Origin of the sequence: Nonomuraea sp. CA-141351 (assembly GCF_050944675.1) — a bacterium.
In the GTDB taxonomy this organism is placed as follows: domain Bacteria; phylum Actinomycetota; class Actinomycetes; order Streptosporangiales; family Streptosporangiaceae; genus Nonomuraea.
Genome location: NZ_CP191982.1, coordinates 8,039,380 through 8,056,068, shown reverse-complemented (window position 1 = coordinate 8,056,068; position 16,689 = coordinate 8,039,380). Strand labels below are relative to the sequence as shown.

The 16,689-nt window shown below is 71.2% G+C and carries 10 protein-coding genes; 5 read left to right on the top strand and 5 right to left on the bottom strand.

Annotated features, from left to right (window positions below):
- Positions 1-45 precede the first annotated feature (45 nt).
- Both ACQPWU_RS37970 and ACQPWU_RS37965 read left to right on the top strand, forming a co-directional pair.
- Entirely contained in the window at positions 46-447 is a 402-nt protein-coding gene (locus ACQPWU_RS37970) for a Zn-ribbon domain-containing OB-fold protein (RefSeq protein ID WP_433430314.1), read from the top strand.
- A complete protein-coding gene (locus ACQPWU_RS37965; RefSeq protein ID WP_433430312.1) occupies positions 447-1,592 on the top strand; it encodes a thiolase C-terminal domain-containing protein in 1,146 nt (381 codons plus the stop codon). Before ACQPWU_RS37970 ends, ACQPWU_RS37965 begins: the two co-directional genes overlap by 1 nt.
- A 217-nt stretch (positions 1,593-1,809) precedes the next feature.
- Here the strand turns inward: ACQPWU_RS37965 and ACQPWU_RS37960 are convergent, their stop codons facing one another.
- Genes ACQPWU_RS37960 through ACQPWU_RS37950 form a run of 3 tightly spaced genes read right to left on the bottom strand, consistent with a single transcriptional unit; the run spans position 1,810 to position 5,034 of the window.
- Entirely contained in the window at positions 1,810-3,180 is a 1,371-nt protein-coding gene (locus ACQPWU_RS37960) for an ABC transporter substrate-binding protein (protein WP_433430310.1), read from the bottom strand.
- Positions 3,181-3,202: 22 nt separating this feature from the next.
- Complete coding sequence (locus ACQPWU_RS37955) at positions 3,203-4,117, bottom strand: carbohydrate ABC transporter permease (RefSeq protein WP_433430309.1); 915 nt, start codon at positions 4,115-4,117, stop codon at positions 3,203-3,205.
- On the bottom strand, positions 4,114-5,034 hold the full coding sequence (locus tag ACQPWU_RS37950; RefSeq protein ID WP_433430307.1) for a carbohydrate ABC transporter permease: 921 nt from the start codon (positions 5,032-5,034) through the stop codon (positions 4,114-4,116). The genes ACQPWU_RS37955 and ACQPWU_RS37950 overlap by 4 nt, the downstream gene beginning before the upstream one ends.
- 373 nt (positions 5,035-5,407) lie before the next feature.
- Here ACQPWU_RS37950 and ACQPWU_RS37945 point away from each other — a divergent pair, with 373 nt between their 5' ends.
- The 3 genes from ACQPWU_RS37945 (at position 5,408) to ACQPWU_RS37935 (ending at position 10,597) form a co-directional block, all read left to right on the top strand.
- The gene (locus ACQPWU_RS37945; protein ID WP_433430305.1) at positions 5,408-6,397 is read left to right on the top strand and encodes a LacI family DNA-binding transcriptional regulator; all 990 of its coding nucleotides are present in this window, start codon (positions 5,408-5,410) and stop codon (positions 6,395-6,397) included.
- Positions 6,398-6,480: 83 nt separating this feature from the next.
- Positions 6,481-8,508 carry a beta-galactosidase gene (locus ACQPWU_RS37940; RefSeq protein ID WP_433430304.1) on the top strand — a complete coding sequence of 676 codons (2,028 nt, stop codon included), beginning with the start codon at positions 6,481-6,483 and terminating at the stop codon, positions 8,506-8,508.
- 118 nt (positions 8,509-8,626) lie between these two features.
- Positions 8,627-10,597, top strand: a complete 1,971-nt coding sequence (locus tag ACQPWU_RS37935; RefSeq protein ID WP_433430303.1) for a DUF2264 domain-containing protein — start codon at positions 8,627-8,629, stop codon at positions 10,595-10,597.
- Positions 10,598-11,114: 517 nt separating this feature from the next.
- On the opposite strand, the gene ACQPWU_RS37930 is transcribed toward ACQPWU_RS37935, so the two are convergent.
- Positions 11,115-13,286: an ROK family protein gene (locus ACQPWU_RS37930; protein WP_433430301.1), complete on the bottom strand. Its 2,172-nt coding sequence runs from the start codon at positions 13,284-13,286 to the stop codon at positions 11,115-11,117.
- Positions 13,279-16,437, bottom strand: coding sequence for an alpha-mannosidase (locus ACQPWU_RS37925; RefSeq protein WP_433430299.1), 3,159 nt, complete (start codon positions 16,435-16,437; stop codon positions 13,279-13,281). The genes ACQPWU_RS37930 and ACQPWU_RS37925 overlap by 8 nt, the downstream gene beginning before the upstream one ends.
- Positions 16,438-16,689: the final 252 nt, after the last annotated feature.

Genomic DNA, 16,689 nt, shown 5'->3' with positions numbered 1-16,689 from the left:
CACATAATTTCAGGAGCTGCCCCTGTGTCCGCAAGAGGAAAGCCGGTGCCTGTGCCGACACCGGAGACGCAACCGCACTTCGACGCCGCCGCCAGAGGAGAGCTGAAGATCCAGCGCTGCCTCGACTGCGGCAGTCCGTTCTTCTACCCGCGCCCGTGCTGCCCGTTCTGCGCCTCGGACGCGCTCGAATGGATCACTGCCTCCGGCCGCGCCACGCTGTACTCGTACACGATCAACCACCGCCCGGCGCCCGGCTTCGAGCAGGAGGCGCCGTACGCGATCGCGGTGGTGCAGCTGGCCGAGGGCCCGCGCATGATGGCCAACATCGTCGGCATCGACAACACCCCGGACAACCTGGTGCTGGACATGGACCTGCAGGTCACCTTCGAACAGCGCGGTGATGTGACCATTCCGCAGTTCATGCCGGCAAGGACGGAGGCGGGCTGATGGCGCGAGGCGACGTGGTGATCGTCGGGGCGGCGGAGACCGACGAGGTGGGCGTGCTGCCCGGGCACTCCACGCTGCGGCTGCATGTCGAGGGTGGCCGCAATGCCGTGGCCGACGCGGGGCTGCGCATGGCGGACATCGACGGCATCGCCGGCGTGTCCACGCCGGGCCCGATCCAGGTGGCGCATGCGCTGGGCGTCAAGCCCCGGTGGATCGACGGCACCGGGGTGGGCGGCACCTCGTTCCTGCTGCACGTGCGCCACGCGGTGGCGGCGATCCGGGCCGGCCACGCGACCACGGTGCTGGTCACCCACGGCGAGTCGGGCAGGTCCCGGGTCGGCGCGGCTCGCCCGGCCCTGCCGGCGTCCAGCCCGAACGCCCAGTTCGAGGCGCCGTACGGGGTGCTCGGCCCGCCGACGATGTTCACGATCCCGCTGCTGCGCTACATGAAGGAGTTCGGGCTGACGGCCGAGCAGCTGGCGTACGTCCCGGTGGCGCAGCGCAAATGGGCGGCGCGCAACCCGCGGGCCCGCTACCGCGATCCGATCACCGTCGAGGACGTGCTCGACTCGCGCATGATCTCCTATCCGCTGCACCTGCTGGAATGCTGCCTGGTCACCGACGGCGGCGGCGCGCTGGTGATCACCTCGGCCGAGCGCGCCCGGGACCTGCCGCAGCCCCCGGTGCACATTCTGGGCACGGGAGAGACCTTCGAGTCGCCGCTGATCTCCCAGATGGAGGACTTCACCACGTCGGCGGCGTTCCGGCGCTCCAGCGCCGAGGCGTTCGCGGAGGCCGGCATCACGCACGGTGACGTCGACCATCTGATGATCTACGACGCGTTCGCGCACGTGCCGATCTACGGGCTGGAGGACATGGGTTTCGTCGGCCGCGGTGAGGCGGGGGCGTTCATCGCCGAGGGCAACACCGAGCCCGGCGGAAGGCTGCCGCTGAACACCAACGGCGGCGGGCTGTCCTACACCCACACCGGCATGTACGGGATGTTCCTCATCCAGGAGTCGGTCCGGCAGCTGCGCGGGCAGGCCGCCGCGCAGGTGCCGGGGGTCGAGATCAGTGTGGCGCTGGGCAACGGCGGCATGTTCACGGCCGCCGGCACGCTCGTGCTCGGCAACCGCACGCCGTGACCGCTGAACCCCTGACGCTGCTCTCCCGCCGTCCGGGGCTGAGGTCCCTTGAGGGAAGGAGGGGGGAAGTACGCGCGTGCCGCTCTTCCGCCGTCCAGGGCTGAGGTCCCTTCGGGGAAGGAGGGTCAGCGCGCGCGTGCCGCTATCCCGCCGTCCGGGGCTGAGGTCCCGGTGCGGGGGCGGCCCGGTGGGGTGTCCGGCCGGGCCGCATCCCGGGTCAGCCGCCGCTGGTGGTGAAGCCCTGCTCGGTGCCGAAGGCGGTGATGCGGTCCTGCCAGGACTTCAGCGCCGCGGACAGGTCGCCGCCGCCGTCGATGGCCTGGCCCACGGTGTCCTTGAAGACGCTGTTGGCGTACACCTGGAACGGGAGGTACTGCCAGCCGGGGCGGACGGCGGTCGAGGCGTCGCCCAGGACCTGGTTGATCTTCTGCCCGCCGAAGAAGTCCAGCGGTGCGTCGCGGAAGGCCGGGTCGTCGAGCAGCACCTTCGTGGCGGGGAACAGCCCGGCCTCGGAGTTCAGCGACTTGACGGCCTCCGGGTCGGAGTTGAGCCACTCCGCGAAGGCGACGGCCGCCGGGATGTTCTTGCTCTGCGGGATGACCGCCACCGAGGAGCCGCCGTTCTCGGCGTTCATCGGCTTGGCCGCGTCGAACTGGGGCATGGGGGCGACCGCCCACTTGCCCTTCGTCTTGGGAATGGAGTTCACGATGCCGTTCGGGGCCCAGGCTCCGGTCAGCCAGGCCACGTACTTGCCGGAGCCCATGCCCTTCCACCACTCGTCCGTCCAGCCGGGCTGCGCATCGACCAGCTTCTCGCCGAGCAGCGTGCTCCAGGTGCCGACCCACTGCTTGACGCCGGGGTCGGAGCCGAGCGTGACGCTGACCGTGCTCTCGCCGGAGGTCTTGAACGGCGTGCCGCCCGCCTGCCAGATCATGCTGTCGACGCCGCCGGCGTCCCCGGGGTCGATCGTGGTGATGAACGAGTCCGGGTCGGCGGCCTTGATCTTCCTGGCCGCGTCGACGAACTCCGCCCACGTGGCCGGGGGCTTGAGCTTCAGCTTGTCGAAGATGTCCTTGCGGTAGAACATCGCCATCGGGCCGGTGTCCTGCGGGATGCCGTAGACGCCGCCGTTGATCGCCACCTGGGCCCACGCCGACGGGGCGAACTTGTCCTTCAGCGCGGAGGCGCCGTAGTCGGCCAGGTTGACGACCTGCTTGGAGAGCGCGAACTGGGGCAGCGCGAAGTACTCCACCTGCGCCACGTCGGGCGCGCCGGAACCGGCCTTGATCGCGGTCTGCAGCTTGGTGTACTGGTCGGCGGACTGCCCCGCGTTCACCACGTTGACCTTGATATTCGGATATTTCGCCTGAAAGCGGGCGACGGTCTTCTCGATCCCCGTGACCCACGTCCAGAACGTCAGCTCGGCCGGCTTGCTCAGCGCGTCCTGCACGGCGGCCGACGCGCTCGGGGCGGCAGCCGGGGCGGTGGCGCCCCCGCCGGAGCCGCCGCCGCACGCGGCCAGGGCAAGTGACAGGGCCGCGCCGACCCCGGCGGTCACGAAACCGCGCCGCGACGAATGTGTTCTCATGGCGTTTCCTCACTCACGGGGGTTACTGCTTGACGCTTCCGGTGGCGAGGCCCGACTGCCAGAACCGCTGGAGCGCAAGGAAGGCGACGATCAACGGCACGATGGACAGCAGGCTGCCGGTCAGGATCAGCTGGTAGGTGGCGTCACCGGCGCCCGAGGTGCCGCTGTTGGCCTGGGCGTTCCACTGGTTGAGCCCGACGGTGAGCGGGAACCAGTCCGGCGTGTTCAGCACGATCAGCGGCAGGAAATAGTTGTTCCACGTCGCGACCAGCGCGAAGAGCAGGACGGTGACGAAGCCCGGGGCGAGCAGCCGCAGCGCGATGGTGCGGAAGATCCTGAACTCGCCCGCCCCGTCGATGCGGGCCGACTCCAGGATCGAGTCGGGCACCGCGTCGGCCGCGTAGACCCGCATCAGGTAGAGCCCGAACGGGCTGCACAGCGACGGGATGAGCACCGCCCACGGGGTGTCGACGATCCCGATGCGGCTGAACAGCAGGTACGTCGGCACCGCGAGGGCCGTGCCCGGGATGGAGATCCCGCCGAGCACCAGCGCGAACAGCAGTTTGCGGCCGGGGAAGTCGTACTTCGCCAGGGCGTATCCGCCGATGGTGGCCAGCAGGGCGGCCCCGCCCGCGCCCACCACGGAGTAGAGCACGGTGTTGCCGAACCAGCGCAGGAAGATGCCGTTCTGGTAGCTCAGGGTGTCGCCGATGTTGGCGAACAGGTGGAAGTCCCCGCCGAACCAGAGCCCGAAGCTCGAGAACAGGTCGCCGCCGCTCTTGCTGGCGTTGGCCAGCAGCCAGAACAGCGGCAGGACCGCGTACACGAACATCACCAGCATGATCACGGTGAGAGTGGAGCTCTTCCTCCGGCGGCGCCTGGCCGCGGGGGATCGGCGGGCGGCCACGGCGGGGCCCGCCTCGGCGACGGCCGTCACAGCGTCTTCTCCCTTCTCGCCGTGATGAGCTGCACCGCGTACGCCACGAGGACGGTGACGAGGCCGAGCACCACGGCGACGGCGGCCGAGTAGTTGATCTGCTGGCCGTTGAACGCGAGGTTGTAGGCGTACATGTTGGGTGTGTAGCTCGTCGTGATCACGGCGGGTGCGAGCTTCTGGAGAATGTTCGGCTCGTTGAAGAGCTGGAAGCTACCGATGATCGAGAAGATCGTCGCCACGAGGAGCGCGGGGCGCAGGGCGGGCAGCTTGATGCTCCAGGCGGTGCGGATGGCTCCCGCTCCGTCGATGTCGGCGGCTTCGTAGAGCTCTTCCGGTATGGCCCGCAGCGCGGCGTACAGGATGATCATGTTGTAGCCGACGAATTCCCAGGTCACCATGTTGCCGATGGACGTCAGCATCCAGGAGCGCGACAGCAGCTGGGGGAGCGCGATGCCCAGCGCGTCGCCGATCTGGCCGGCCAGGCCGAACTGGTCGCCGTACATGTAGCCCCACATGAGGGCCGCGACCACGGCGGGCACCGCGTACGGCATGAAGATCGTGATCCGGAACAGGGACGGCCAGCGCAGCCTGCCGCTGTCGATGGCGAGCGCGCATCCCAGGGCGAGGAGCAGCATGATCGGCACCTGCACGAGCAGGAAGAGCGCCACGCGGAGCAGTCCGGCTCCGAACAGCGCGTCGCCGATGGCGCGGGTGTAGTTGGCCAGGCCGGAGAAGACCGTGCCGCCGATCAGCCGGTCCTGGAAGAGGCTGAGGTAGATGGCGTACGCCAGCGGCGCGACCACCGTGACCAGGAAGACCACGAAGAACGGCAGGAAGAAGGCGTAGCCGGCGAAACGCAGGCGCAGGAACGGCCGGGCGAGGCCGGGACGCCGAGCTCCGGCGGCCTGCGCGGTCATCGCGTGCTCCTGGGCGATGTTCGCGCTGCCACGAAGACTGGCACTGAACTCTCCTTGTCGGGGCATCGGCGGTCGGAGGAGTCGCACGGCTACCTGCGCCGACGGATCCCTGCTCGCCGCGGCGGTCACGCTGATCGAATGTTCACGCAAACATAGAGAAGGTGTCCCGTAGTCTGAACTGGCCCGCCGGATCATGTCAACAGGTAACCCTCAGTTAACATCCACGGCGGTTTCAACCCGTTCGGTGGACCGGATTGACGGATGAGGCATGTTTACGTAAACATCGGCCGAGAGCATCCGACGACCAGAGGTGACAGTGGACGGGGCGACACAGGAAACGGCGCCGGGACGGCGCACGCGAAGACGGCCGTCCATGGCCGACGTCGCCGCGATGGCCGGGGTCTCCAGCCAGACCGTCTCCCGGGTGGCCAACAACCGGAGCAACGTGGAGGAAGAGACCCGCCAGCGCGTCCTGTCAGCCATGCGCATGCTCGGATACCGGCCCAACACCGCCGCCCGTGCTCTGGTCACCGGCCAGTTCCGCGCCCTGGGCCTGATCAGCTTCGGGCTCGGCAGCTTCGGCAACGCCCGCACCGTCGACGCCGTCACGAGGGCGGCGCAGCGGGCCGGCTACACCGTGAACATGATCGCCATCGAGTCGCAGACCGAGCGGGCCGTGCACGAGGCGTTCGACCAGCTCACTATGCAGGCGGTCGACGGCATCGTGCTCATCGAGGCGCAGATCCTCGACACGCCGGCGCTCCGGCTGCCGCCGGGCGTGCCGGTCGTGATGGCCGACGGCGACGTCAGCCACCGCCACCCCATGGTCGACACCGACCAGGCCCTCGGCGCCCGGCTCGTCACCCGTCACCTGCTCGATCTCGGCCACGAAACCGTCTGGCACGTCGCCGGCCCCGAGGACTCCTATGCCGCCAAGCGCAGGGCGGAGTCCTGGCACGAGACGCTCAAGGAGGCGGGAGCCGCGGTCCCCGGGGTGCTGTTCGGCGACTGGAGCGCGGCCAGCGGCTACGAGGCCGGCCGCGCCCTGGCCCGGCGGCCCGGCGTGACGGCCGTCTTCGCCGCCAACGACCAGATGGCCCTCGGCGTGATGCGCGCGATGATCGAGTCGGGACGCCGCATCCCCGAGGACGTCAGCATCGCCGGGTTCGACGACCTCGACGAGTCGGCCTACCTCTCCCCGCCGCTCACCACCGTCCGGCAGAACTTCGACGTGGTGGCGGAGCGGATCGTGTCGCTGATGATCGGCCAGCTCGAGACCGGCGCGTCCCCGTCCGCCACCGCGTACGTCGCCCCTGAGCTGGTCGTCAGGCAGAGCACCGCCGCGCCGCCACCTCGCCCGTGATCCGTGACCAACAGAAGGGAGGAGCGGCGCCTTCGCCTGCCGGGGCCGCCGCGCCGACGATGAACGCCGTACCTCACGATGTCATGCCGGTCGAGCGACTCTGGCGCCGGCTGGGCGGCGTGGCCTTCGGCGGCGACTACAACCCCGAGCAGTGGCCGGCCGAGACCAGAGCCGAGGACCTGCGCCTCATGGCCGAGGCCCGGGTGAACCTCGTCACCGTCGGGGTGTTCGGCTGGGCCCGCGTGGAGCCGGCACGGGGAGCGTACGACTTCTCCCTCTTCGACCAGGTCCTGGATGACCTGCACGCGCACGGGATCACCGCCGACCTCGCCACCATGACGGCGTCGCCGCCGCCGTGGCTCGCCTATGAGCACCCCGAGATCCTGCCGGTCACCGCGGACGGGACCGTGCTGGGCCCCGGCGGCCGGCAACACTTCTGCCCGTCCGGCCCCGTCTACAGGGAACGGGCCGCGCTGCTGGTGGAGCGGCTGGCCGAGCACTACCGCGACCATCCCGCCCTCGGGCTGTGGCACGTCGGCAACGAGTACGGCTGCCACATCCCCGCCTGCTACTGCGAGGTGTCGGCGGCCGATTTCCGTCGCTGGCTGCGGGAGCGGTACGGCGACGACATCGAGGCGCTGAACGACGCCTGGTCGACCGACTTCTGGTCGCAGCGCTACGCGTCCTTCGACCACATCCAGCCACCCCGCGTGGCACCGACGTACCCCAATCCGGCCCAGCAGCTCGACTACACACGCTTCAGCGACGAGGCACTGCGCGGCTGCTTCGACCTCGAGGCGGGCATCCTGCGGCGCGTCACTCCCGAGGTGCCGATCACCACGAACTTCCTGGCGGGCCTCAAGGCCGTCGACGTCTTCGGCTGGGCGCCGAGGGTGGACGTCGTGGCGGTCGACTGCTACCCCGACCCCCACGACGAGCGGCCGCATCTCTTCCCCGGCCTGGTGTACGACACGATGCGCGGCGCCGGGGGCGGCGCCCCGTGGATCCTGATGGAGCAGGCGCCGAGCGCGGTCAACTGGCGGGCCAGAAACGCGATCAAGCAGCCCGGCCGGATGCGGCTGTGGAGCTGGCAGGCGGTCGCGCACGGCGCCGACGCGATCCTGTACTTCCAGTGGCGGCAGTCACGCGGCGGCGCCGAGAAGTTCCACTCGGGCATGGTGCCGCACGCGGGCGCCGACAGCAGGGTCTACCGCGAGATCGCGGCGCTCGGCCAGGAGCTGGCCTCGGTGCCCGACCTGCCCGGCACGCGGGTTCACAACCAGGTGGCGGTCCTGCTCGACTGGAACAGCTGGTGGGCGCTCGAGCTCGACTCCCATCCGTCGGACGGCGTGCGCCAGCAGGACCGCCTGCTCGACCACTACGGCCCCCTGTTCGACCTGGGCGCCGGCGTGGACGTGGTGCCGCCCTCGGCCGATCTGACCGGCTACGCGCTGGTCGTCGTGCCGAATCTGTACCTCCTGACGGACGAGGACGCGCGGCGCCTCTCGTCGTACGTCTCCGGCGGCGGCGCGCTGGTCGTCTCCTTCTTCAGCGCGATCGTCGACGAGCACGACCGGGTCCACCTGGGCGGATATCCCGCGCCGCTCCGCGAGGTCCTCGGGGTGCGGGTCGAGGAGTTCTGCCCGGCGGCCGGGCACGAGACGTTCGCCGTGCGGGGCTGCGGGGCGCTCTCGCACCTCGAAGGGGTGGCCGGCCTCTGGCGAGAGGACCTGCGGCTCACCGGGGCCGAGCCCGAGCTCGTCTTCGACGCCCCCGACTGGGCCGGCCGCCCGGCCGTGACCAGGCACGAGTTCGGCGGGGGAACCGCCCGCTACCTCTCGACCCGGCTCGACGAGCCCACCATGCGGGCGGTCCTCGCGCGGGCGCTGGCCGAAGCGGGAGTGACCCCCGTCGTCGAAGGCCTGCCTCCGGGGGTCCAGGCGAGCGTACGCGCCGGAGCCGGCCGCCGCTTCCTCATCCTGCTGAACCACACCGCCGACAAGCACGACATCACCCTCAGCGGCGAGTGGACCGACGCCTTCTCGGGCGAGGTGGTCGCCGCTGTCACGCTGCCGCCCGCGGGCGTCGCCGTGCTCCGCGCGACCGAGTGATGGAGGATCAGCCCTTGATCGCTCCCACCAGCCCGTAGCGTGGTGCCCGAGCCCACCAGGGTCTGCGAGCGCCAGGAGACGGCGCCGAGCACGAATAGGCATGGGAGATCCGCCGCTCATGAACCGCACCCCCGCCGAGGACCGCGCCCACTGGGAGCGGACGGCGGACCAGCTGCTGCTCGCCGTACGGCCGTACGCCACCGGCGGGCATTCACTGATCCAGCTGCCCGGTCCGCCGAGCATCAATGGTGTACTCAGCGATGGGCTTGAGGGCTTCGCCCGCACCTTCCTGCTGGCGGGCTTCCGTCTGGCGGGTGCGGAGGGCAAAGACCCGCACGACTTCGCCGGGTGGTACGCGGCCGGGCTGGCCGCAGGCACCGACCCGGACAATCCGGAGCGCTGGCCCACGTTCGCCGAGTGCAACCAGGCCAAGGTCGAGGCCGCGTCGATCGTGCTCGCGCTGCACGAGACGCGGCCACTGATCTGGGACCGCCTCGACGACCAGGTCAGGCAGCGGGTACTGGACTGGCTCGCCCCGATGGTCGGCGATCCGATGCCCGGCAACAACTGGATCTGGTTCCAGGGCGTCACCGAGGCGTTCGCCCGCACCGCCGGAGGCCAGTGGCGCCAGCAGGACTTCGACCGGATCATCGCGCTGACCGACGGCTGGTACGCGGGCGAAGGCTGGTACTCCGACGGGCTCACCGGCGGCGAGCGGCGCAACTTCGACCACTACAACGGCTGGGCGATGCACCTGTACCCGCTGTGGTTCTGCCGCATCCTGGGCGATGCGGCGCCCAGCGGACTCCTCGACCGCTACCGGGACCGGCTGCGGCGCTTCCTCGAAGACCAGCGGCTGCTGGTCGGCGCCAACGGCTCACCGCTGATCCAGGGCCGCTCGCTCACCTACCGGCACGCCGCGCTGGCCCCGCTGTGGACGGGCGCGCTGTTCGACGCCACGCCGCTGGCGCCCGGGGAGACCCGGGCGATCGCGAGCCGGATGCTCGACCACTTCACGGAGCGCGGGGCCACCGACGACGAGGGGCTGCTGACGCTCGGCTGGCACCGGCCCTACCGGGGCGTCCTGCAAGTGTACTCGGGGCCCGCCTCGCCGTACTGGGCCGGCAAGGGCTTCATCGGCCTCGCCCTGCCGCCGGACCATCCGGTGTGGACCGAGGAGGAGAGCCCGCTCGCCGCCGAACAGGGAGACTTCACGCGGACCCTCCAAGCCCCCGGCTGGATCGTCTCCGGCACGGCCGCCGACGGTGTCGTACGGGTGGTCAATCACGGCGGCGACCACGCCGACCCGGCCCGCCCGCACGCCGACGACCCCTGCTACGCGCGTCTCGCCTACTCCACGCACACGGCACCCGAAACCCAGGGCGACCCTACCGCGGGCCTCGGCGCCTGCGCGGACGCCGACCCGTTGGACAACGCGGTCGTGCTGCTGGACGCCTCGGGGCGCGCCTCGCACCGGCGTCCGGCGACCAGGGTCTCCGTGGACGGCGCCACGGCGGTCTCCCGCTCGCGGGCGCATTGGCCCGAGGACGCGACCTGGGATCCTTTCGGCGGGCCCGACACCCGGTACGCTCTCGGCCCCTGGATCACGGTCGGGTCCGCGCTGCGCGGATCGGTCGAGGTACGGGCCGTACGCATCGACCCGGTACCAGGCGCTGAAGCAATGCCACAAATCCTGCGCGTCGGCGGCTGGGCGCTGGTCGTCGATCCGCAGTCGTCACCCGGCCACGCCGACGGCGTCACCGCACGGGTCGAGGACGCGGCGGGGCTGGTTTCCGTCGTCGTCGGGGCGCAGGAACTGCCCAGGGCGTCCGTGGTGTTCGGCTCGGACAGCAACGCGCTCGGCGCCGCGTCCGCCACCCCCGTCGTGGAGAGCAACGGACCCGTCGCCCACGGTACGGTGCACATCGCGCTCGTCCACCTCGGCGGCACCGACCCCGCCGCGCTGCCGCGGGTCGCCACCCGCGCCGAAGGCACCACCCTGCTCGCGGACGTGACGTGGCCCGACGGCGTACGGGACACGATCCGGCTGCCCGCGCCCGAGGTCGCGTACTGCCCGTGGGAGGAGTGACGTCGACGAGTGTGACGGCGAGCGCGGGCATGCCCGCCATGCGGCGTGGCACCAACCTGCCACGCGTCGGCGACTTCAACGAGTCCGTGATCCTGGACGCCATTCGGCGGCACACCACCGCGCCGAGCCGCGTCGAACTCGCCCAGTCCGCGGGGGCTGTCCCCGCAGATCGGTGGGCTCGGCGCGGCCTGCTCGACGCGCGCTCGTCGAGGAGGCCTCGCGCTGGGCGTGCTCGGCAGCGAGTACACGGTGACGGATCCGGCAGCGGCGCAGGGCGGGGCAGGCGCAGGCGGACGGCATCATCGAGCGGCCGGCGATCCGCATCGCCCGGGGCGTGTGCGCGGCGGCGACGCTGCTGGACGTCGACACCGTCGTCTTCGGTGGGCCGACCTGGCAGTTGCGCGGCCTCCCTGGTCCTCGACCGGGCGCTGTCCGCCCAGCCCTGGTCAACTGCTGCTCGTCTGACCCCACAAAGTCCAGGGCTGCCCTGTGGGGGAGCACGGGGCAGCAACTGCTGTCAGACGAACCGGCCGGAGGCCTGCGAGGACCGCCACAGGGCATTGCTGCCCAGCCGCGGGGTGAACGTCGCGTGGAAGATGGTGGAGGCCGCGCCGACCGCCGCCGCCTCCGGGCCCAGCAACGACGCCTCGACGTCGACATGCCGCAGCCGCCGTGCGGTGGGGAAGTCATTGACCATCGCCCCGATGTGGTCGAGGTACAGCGGGGCCGCCTCGTCGGTGAAGAAAGGGCCGCCCAGAACCACCAGATCGATGTCCAGCAGATCGACCAGACCGATGGCGCCCTGCCCGATGGCCCGCGCCAGATCGCGTACGGCCGCGCCCGCGGCCGGATCGCCGCCGGCGGCCGCCTCGGTGATCTCACGGTACGCGGCGGTGCTGCCCGGCTGATCCGCGCCGGCGGCGCAGCCGCGCCGGGCCGCCAGCTGCGACAGGCCGACCGGCGGATTGCACTCGGGGAGGATCTCCGGCTGGCCGCCGGGCTCCGTACGGCCCAGGGCCACGGCGCACAGCTGGCCGAACTCACCGGCGTTGGCGCTGGTGCCCCGGTACAGGTCGCCGTTCAGATACAGCCCGGAACCCACACCCGTACCGAGATAGAGGTACGCGAAGTCGCGGGCACGACGGTCACGTCCGATCCACCGCTCGCCCGCAGCGGCGGCAGCCGCGTCCTTCTCCATGATCAGCGGGCACTGGAAGTGGTCCTTGAGAAGATACAGCAGCGGCAGATCGGTCCACACCGACATCAGCGGCGGATCGAGCACTGTGCCCGAGGCGATGTCTACCGGCCCTGGGACCGCGACGCCGATACCGAGGAAGCCGTCCACGCGCACAGCACCGCGGGCATCGGCAAGCACATCGCTGCCCAGCTGCACCACCTGCTTGACCAGCACCTCCGGATCGGCGGTCCGGCGCACGGGCTGGGTGCGTACGGTGATGAGCGTGCCGTCGAGGTCGATGACGACGGCTGTGATGATCTCCGGGTCGATATGGATGCCCACCGCGTGCGCCGCGTCACCGCGCAACCGCACCGGGGTACGGGGCTTGCCCGACGTGGCGTGCCGCTGGGCGTCCTCGACGAGGATGCCGCGGGCGAGCAGCGACCGGGAGATCCGGGACACCGACTGCTGTGTCAGGCCGGTGCGGTGCGCTATCTCGCCACGGGTGATGGTGCCCGACAGCCGGACGACCTCGATGACGACGCACTCGTTGAACGAGCCCAGGTCGATGTGGTTGGCTCCGCCCGACGTCTCGCGGCGCAGCGCCGTGTCCGGCTCCTCGCCGGACGGCACATGGCTCGCGATGCTCTCGCGCAGCCACTGCAGCGGCTCGCCGGGCAGCTCCGCCGCGTAGCGGCCGATGGCGCCCGCAAGATCGAGGTAGACGCGGCGAGAGGACTCCGGGTGCCGGGTGCTGTCCAGGGCGACCAGGGCAAGCAGATAGCTGCGCCAGTGGGAGGAGCCTGGGATGCGGTGGAACGTGACATCCGCCTCGTCGCTCGCGGCGTCAGGCGTCCCCCACAGCACGAGGGCGTGCAGCGGTACGTGCGGATGCCTCCGACGGGCCTTGGCGAGGAAGCCGGCCAGGGCTCCGGTCTGTTCGGCGTCGCTCGGGAGACCGGTGGCGGCGAGTACTGCGCAGGCCCGGTCCAGCTCCGTCAGTACGTCGGCGCCGGCCCCGCTGCCCTCCGGCGACCCGCCGGCCGACTCCGGGCGGGTCCCGGTGAGCAGCACGGTGCGCTCGGCGTCCGCGTACAGGCCGATGACCCACACGTCCGGGCTCTGCAGCGGCGGGTCCGCGGGCGGTCCGGCGGACCAGCGGCGGCGTACCGCCGCGACCGTGGCGTGCGACAGGCCGAGTTCGCGGGCGACGGCCCGGGACGCGGTGCCGCTGCCGGGGCCGAGGAGCGTACGCGCGATGACGTCGGCCTCGTCGACCATCGCGGGACGGCCGGGCCGGGCGCGGTCGCGCATCCCGTCCACACCCGACTCCGTCCAGCGGTGCCGCCATGCGCCGACGGTCTGGCGGGAGACGCCGAGCTGCCGAGCGATGTCGGCGTCGCGCATGCCCCCGGCGGCGAGCAGGACGATCCGGGCGCGCAGGGCGAGAGGCCCGTCCTGGGTGGCCCACTGGCGGAGCGAGGCCTCATCGGCCGGCTGGAGCTCAGACATCGGCGTCCCGCAGGGGACGGGTCAGGCGCAGCGTGACGATCTCGAACGGGCGCAGCGACAGGGAGACTTCGCCGCCCTCGTCGGTGGGTTCGGCGAGGGGACATCCCCTGCCCCCGCGGGCGTGCGAGCCGGGGAACGGGTCCTCCAGCAGATCCGTCTCCTGCACATGCGCCACCGGGAAGTGCGCGGCGAGCGTAGCGCGGGCCTGGCCGCCGCGGGACTCGTAGAGTCGGACGATCACATCGCCCGACCGGTCGTCGGCGAGCTTGACGGCTTCCACCACCACGTCCGGGTTGTCCACCGTCAGCAGGGGCCGGCCGGTCACATTCGCTCCGGAGGCAGGACGCAGCGGCAGGTTCAGCCCGTAGCCCGTCTGGATCGCCGCGCCGACGTCGGCGCCGGGACGCAGCGCGTACCGGAAGCGGTGCGCGCCGCGGTCGGCGTACGGGTCGGGGCTATGCGGGGAACGCAGCAGCGACAGCCGCACGGTGGTCGTGGTCCCGCCGCCCGCGCGGGTGCTGCGGCCGACGTCGTGGCCATACGTGGAGTCCGTGGCCAGCGCCACGCCCCAGCGATGCTCGCCGACGTGGATCCAGCGGTGCGCCCAGAGCTCGAAACGGGCCGCGTCCCAGCTGGTGTTCTCGTGGGTGGGGCGCTCGATGTGGCCGTACTGGATCTCGGCGCGCGCGTTCTCCGCGTGTACGTCCAGTGGCCACGCGGCCTTCAGGAGCATGTCCCGCTCGCGCCAGTCGATGTCGGAGTCGACCACGAGGGCGTGGCTGCCGGCCGTCAGGATCAGGTCCTGCACGATGGTGGACCGGCCGGTGGAGCGGGTGACCCGCACGCTCGCCTGCAGCGGGCCGCGGTCACGCAGCTCCACCGAGACCGCGTCGGTGAGGTCGCGGTGGACGGTGCGGTACGTCGGATCGATGTTCCAGGCGCTCCAGCGCACCGGGTCGTCGGGATGCAGCTGAAGCAGGTTGCCCGCCTCCCCGGGTGCGATCGCGTCCCGGCAGGTGGCGAGGTCGACGGCGGAGCGTACGAGCCCGTCGGCGTCGATACGGATCCGGATCAGACCGTTGTCGAGGACGAAACCGTCGTCCTCGGTGACCGTGAGCGGGGCGGTGTCCCCGAACGGCAGGCCGGCCGGGCCTCGGCCGAGGGCCGGGGCCTCGGCCAGCACCGCCCAGCGGCCGTCGGCGAGTCGCTGGGCCTCCGCGGTGGCGGGGCTGTCGTCGAGGACGACGACCTCGCGGCGGTCGTGGGGGGCGGCGTTGAGCACCGTCGGTGGGTTGCCGTCCCCCTGCGCGCCGGTCGCGCGCTCGACCAGGCGTTCCAGCCGGCGGTGGATGCGGGCGTAGGTCTGCTCGGCCTCCTGGTGCACCCAGGCGATGGAGGAGCCGGGCAGGATGTCGTGGAACTGGTGGAGCAGCACCTGCTGCCACGTCTCGGTCAGTTCCTCGTACGGGTACGAGGCGCCCTCCCGCACGGCGGCGGTCGCCGCCCACAGCTCGGCCTCGCGCAGCAACGCTTCGCTGCGGCGGTTGCCGCGCTTGGTGCGGGCCTGGCTGGTGTAGACGCCCCGGTGGGTCTCCAGATACAGCTCGCCCCGCCAGACCGGGGCCGCGTCCTCGTACTCCTCGCGCGCCTGGTGGAAGAAGGCCGATGGTTCCATGATCTCCACCCGCGCCGAGCCCTCCAGGTCGGCCAGCCGGCGCGCCTTCTCCAGCATCCCGGCGGTGGGGCCGCCCCCGCCGTCGCCGTAGCCGAAGGGGACGAGGGAGCGGGTGCCGCCGCCCTTGTCGGCGTAGTTGGCGACCGCGTGGGCCAGTTCGGCGCCGGTCAGTTCGGCGTTGTAGGTGTCGACGGGCGGGAAGTGCGTGAAGATCCGGGTGCCGTCGATGCCCTCCCACCAGAACGTGTGGTGCGGCAGTCGGTTGGTCTCGTTCCACGACAGCTTCTGGGTGAGGAACCACTCGGCCCCGGCGAGCGTGGCGAGCTGCGGATAGGCCGCGGTGTAGCCGAAGGAGTCCGGCAGCCACACGCCGTCGGTCTCGACCCCGAGCTCGTCGCGGAAGAATCGGCGGCCGAAGACCAGCTGCCGGGCCAGGGCCTCACCACCGGGAAGGTTTCCGTCGGCCTCCACCCACATGCCGCCCACCGGCGCCCAGTTGCCGGCGGCGACGGCCTTGCGGACCCGGTCGAAGACCTCCGGCTGGTGCTCCTTCATCCAGGCGTACTGCTGGGCGGAGGAGCAGGCGAAGACGAACTCCGGGTACTCCTCGGCCATCGTGGCCATGTTCGAGAAGGTACGGGCGCATTTGCGCACGGTCTCGCGCAGCGGCCACAGCCAGGCGGAGTCGATGTGCGCGTGGCCCACGGCGACGGCGGTGTGCGCCGACTCGTGGGCGCGGCGGGCCAGGACGGGCGCGAGGACCTCGCGGGCGCGGGCCGCGGTGCCTGGGACGTCGTACGGGTCGACGGCGTCGATCGCGCGCTCCAGGGCGACGCGGATCTCGTGCCGGCGTGGCAGCGACTCGGGCAGCGCCAGCATCAGCTCGTACAGCACCTCCACGTCGTGGATGAGGTGCCAGACGTCCTCATCCCGGACAACGATGTCAGCGCGGCGCAGCCGGTACAGGGGCGCGCTTCCCGCCGTCACAGGATCACCGAAATGGGTGTTGATGCCCGCACTGCCCACGATGGGGGGGTTACCCGCGGCCTCCACCAGCAGATGGACCGGCTCCCCCACGGTGGCGCAACGGCTCAGCAGCAGAGTGCGGTTGTACGGGTGCAAGCCCTGTAGCGGCTTCCCGTGCCTGTCGTGGACGAAACCCTCCGCCTGACCGCCGGGGCCGCGGGTGAGGTCGAAACCGAGGTCGAAGATCGCCTCGACCCGGCGGCCCGCCCAGCGCTGCGGTATCTCCGCCGTGAACCGGAACCAGGTGGTGGACCACGGCGCGCCCCATTCACCCCCGATGGTGAACGGCCGGTATTCCCCCTTCAACGCCGTCGATACGGGCACGGGCTCGCCCGGCACGCTCCAGGCCGTGATGTCCATGGGCACACGGTGGGGGTAAAGCGCGGAACGCAGCCGCTCCTTGAGGAACTTGGCAATGCGCTCCTCGCCGGCCTGTTGGTGAGCATGCATGGGTTAGGCCTTCCTGTCCACCTCGTGTCGGCCATGTAAAACCAAGTGTGTTATTAAGTCAACTCTTGACCGCAAAATGGATGGAATGCCCAGGTGAAAGGTCAGGCTTATTAATTTACACTCTCCGCTTTTTGTGGCAGAGAATTCCCTGACATTGCTGGCGGCTCTTTCTACGGCTGGTGCACGCTTCCGTCGGTGGCGCGCAGCAGCGCCCAACGGTCGGGCTCCAGCGGCTCCGGCACCGGGTCCGGC

Coding starts and splice junctions, on each gene's coding strand:
- ACQPWU_RS37965 (WP_433430312.1), top strand. CDS start 447: ATGGCGCGAGGCGACGTGGTGATCGTCGGGGCGGCGGAGACCGACGAG.
- ACQPWU_RS37960 (WP_433430310.1), bottom strand. CDS start 3,180: ATGAGAACACATTCGTCGCGGCGCGGTTTCGTGACCGCCGGGGTCGGC.
- ACQPWU_RS37950 (WP_433430307.1), bottom strand. CDS start 5,034: ATGACCGCGCAGGCCGCCGGAGCTCGGCGTCCCGGCCTCGCCCGGCCG.
- ACQPWU_RS37945 (WP_433430305.1), top strand. CDS start 5,408: ATGGCCGACGTCGCCGCGATGGCCGGGGTCTCCAGCCAGACCGTCTCC.
- ACQPWU_RS37940 (WP_433430304.1), top strand. CDS start 6,481: ATGCCGGTCGAGCGACTCTGGCGCCGGCTGGGCGGCGTGGCCTTCGGC.
- ACQPWU_RS37935 (WP_433430303.1), top strand. CDS start 8,627: ATGAACCGCACCCCCGCCGAGGACCGCGCCCACTGGGAGCGGACGGCG.
- ACQPWU_RS37930 (WP_433430301.1), bottom strand. CDS start 13,286: ATGTCTGAGCTCCAGCCGGCCGATGAGGCCTCGCTCCGCCAGTGGGCC.
- ACQPWU_RS37925 (WP_433430299.1), bottom strand. CDS start 16,437: ATGCATGCTCACCAACAGGCCGGCGAGGAGCGCATTGCCAAGTTCCTC.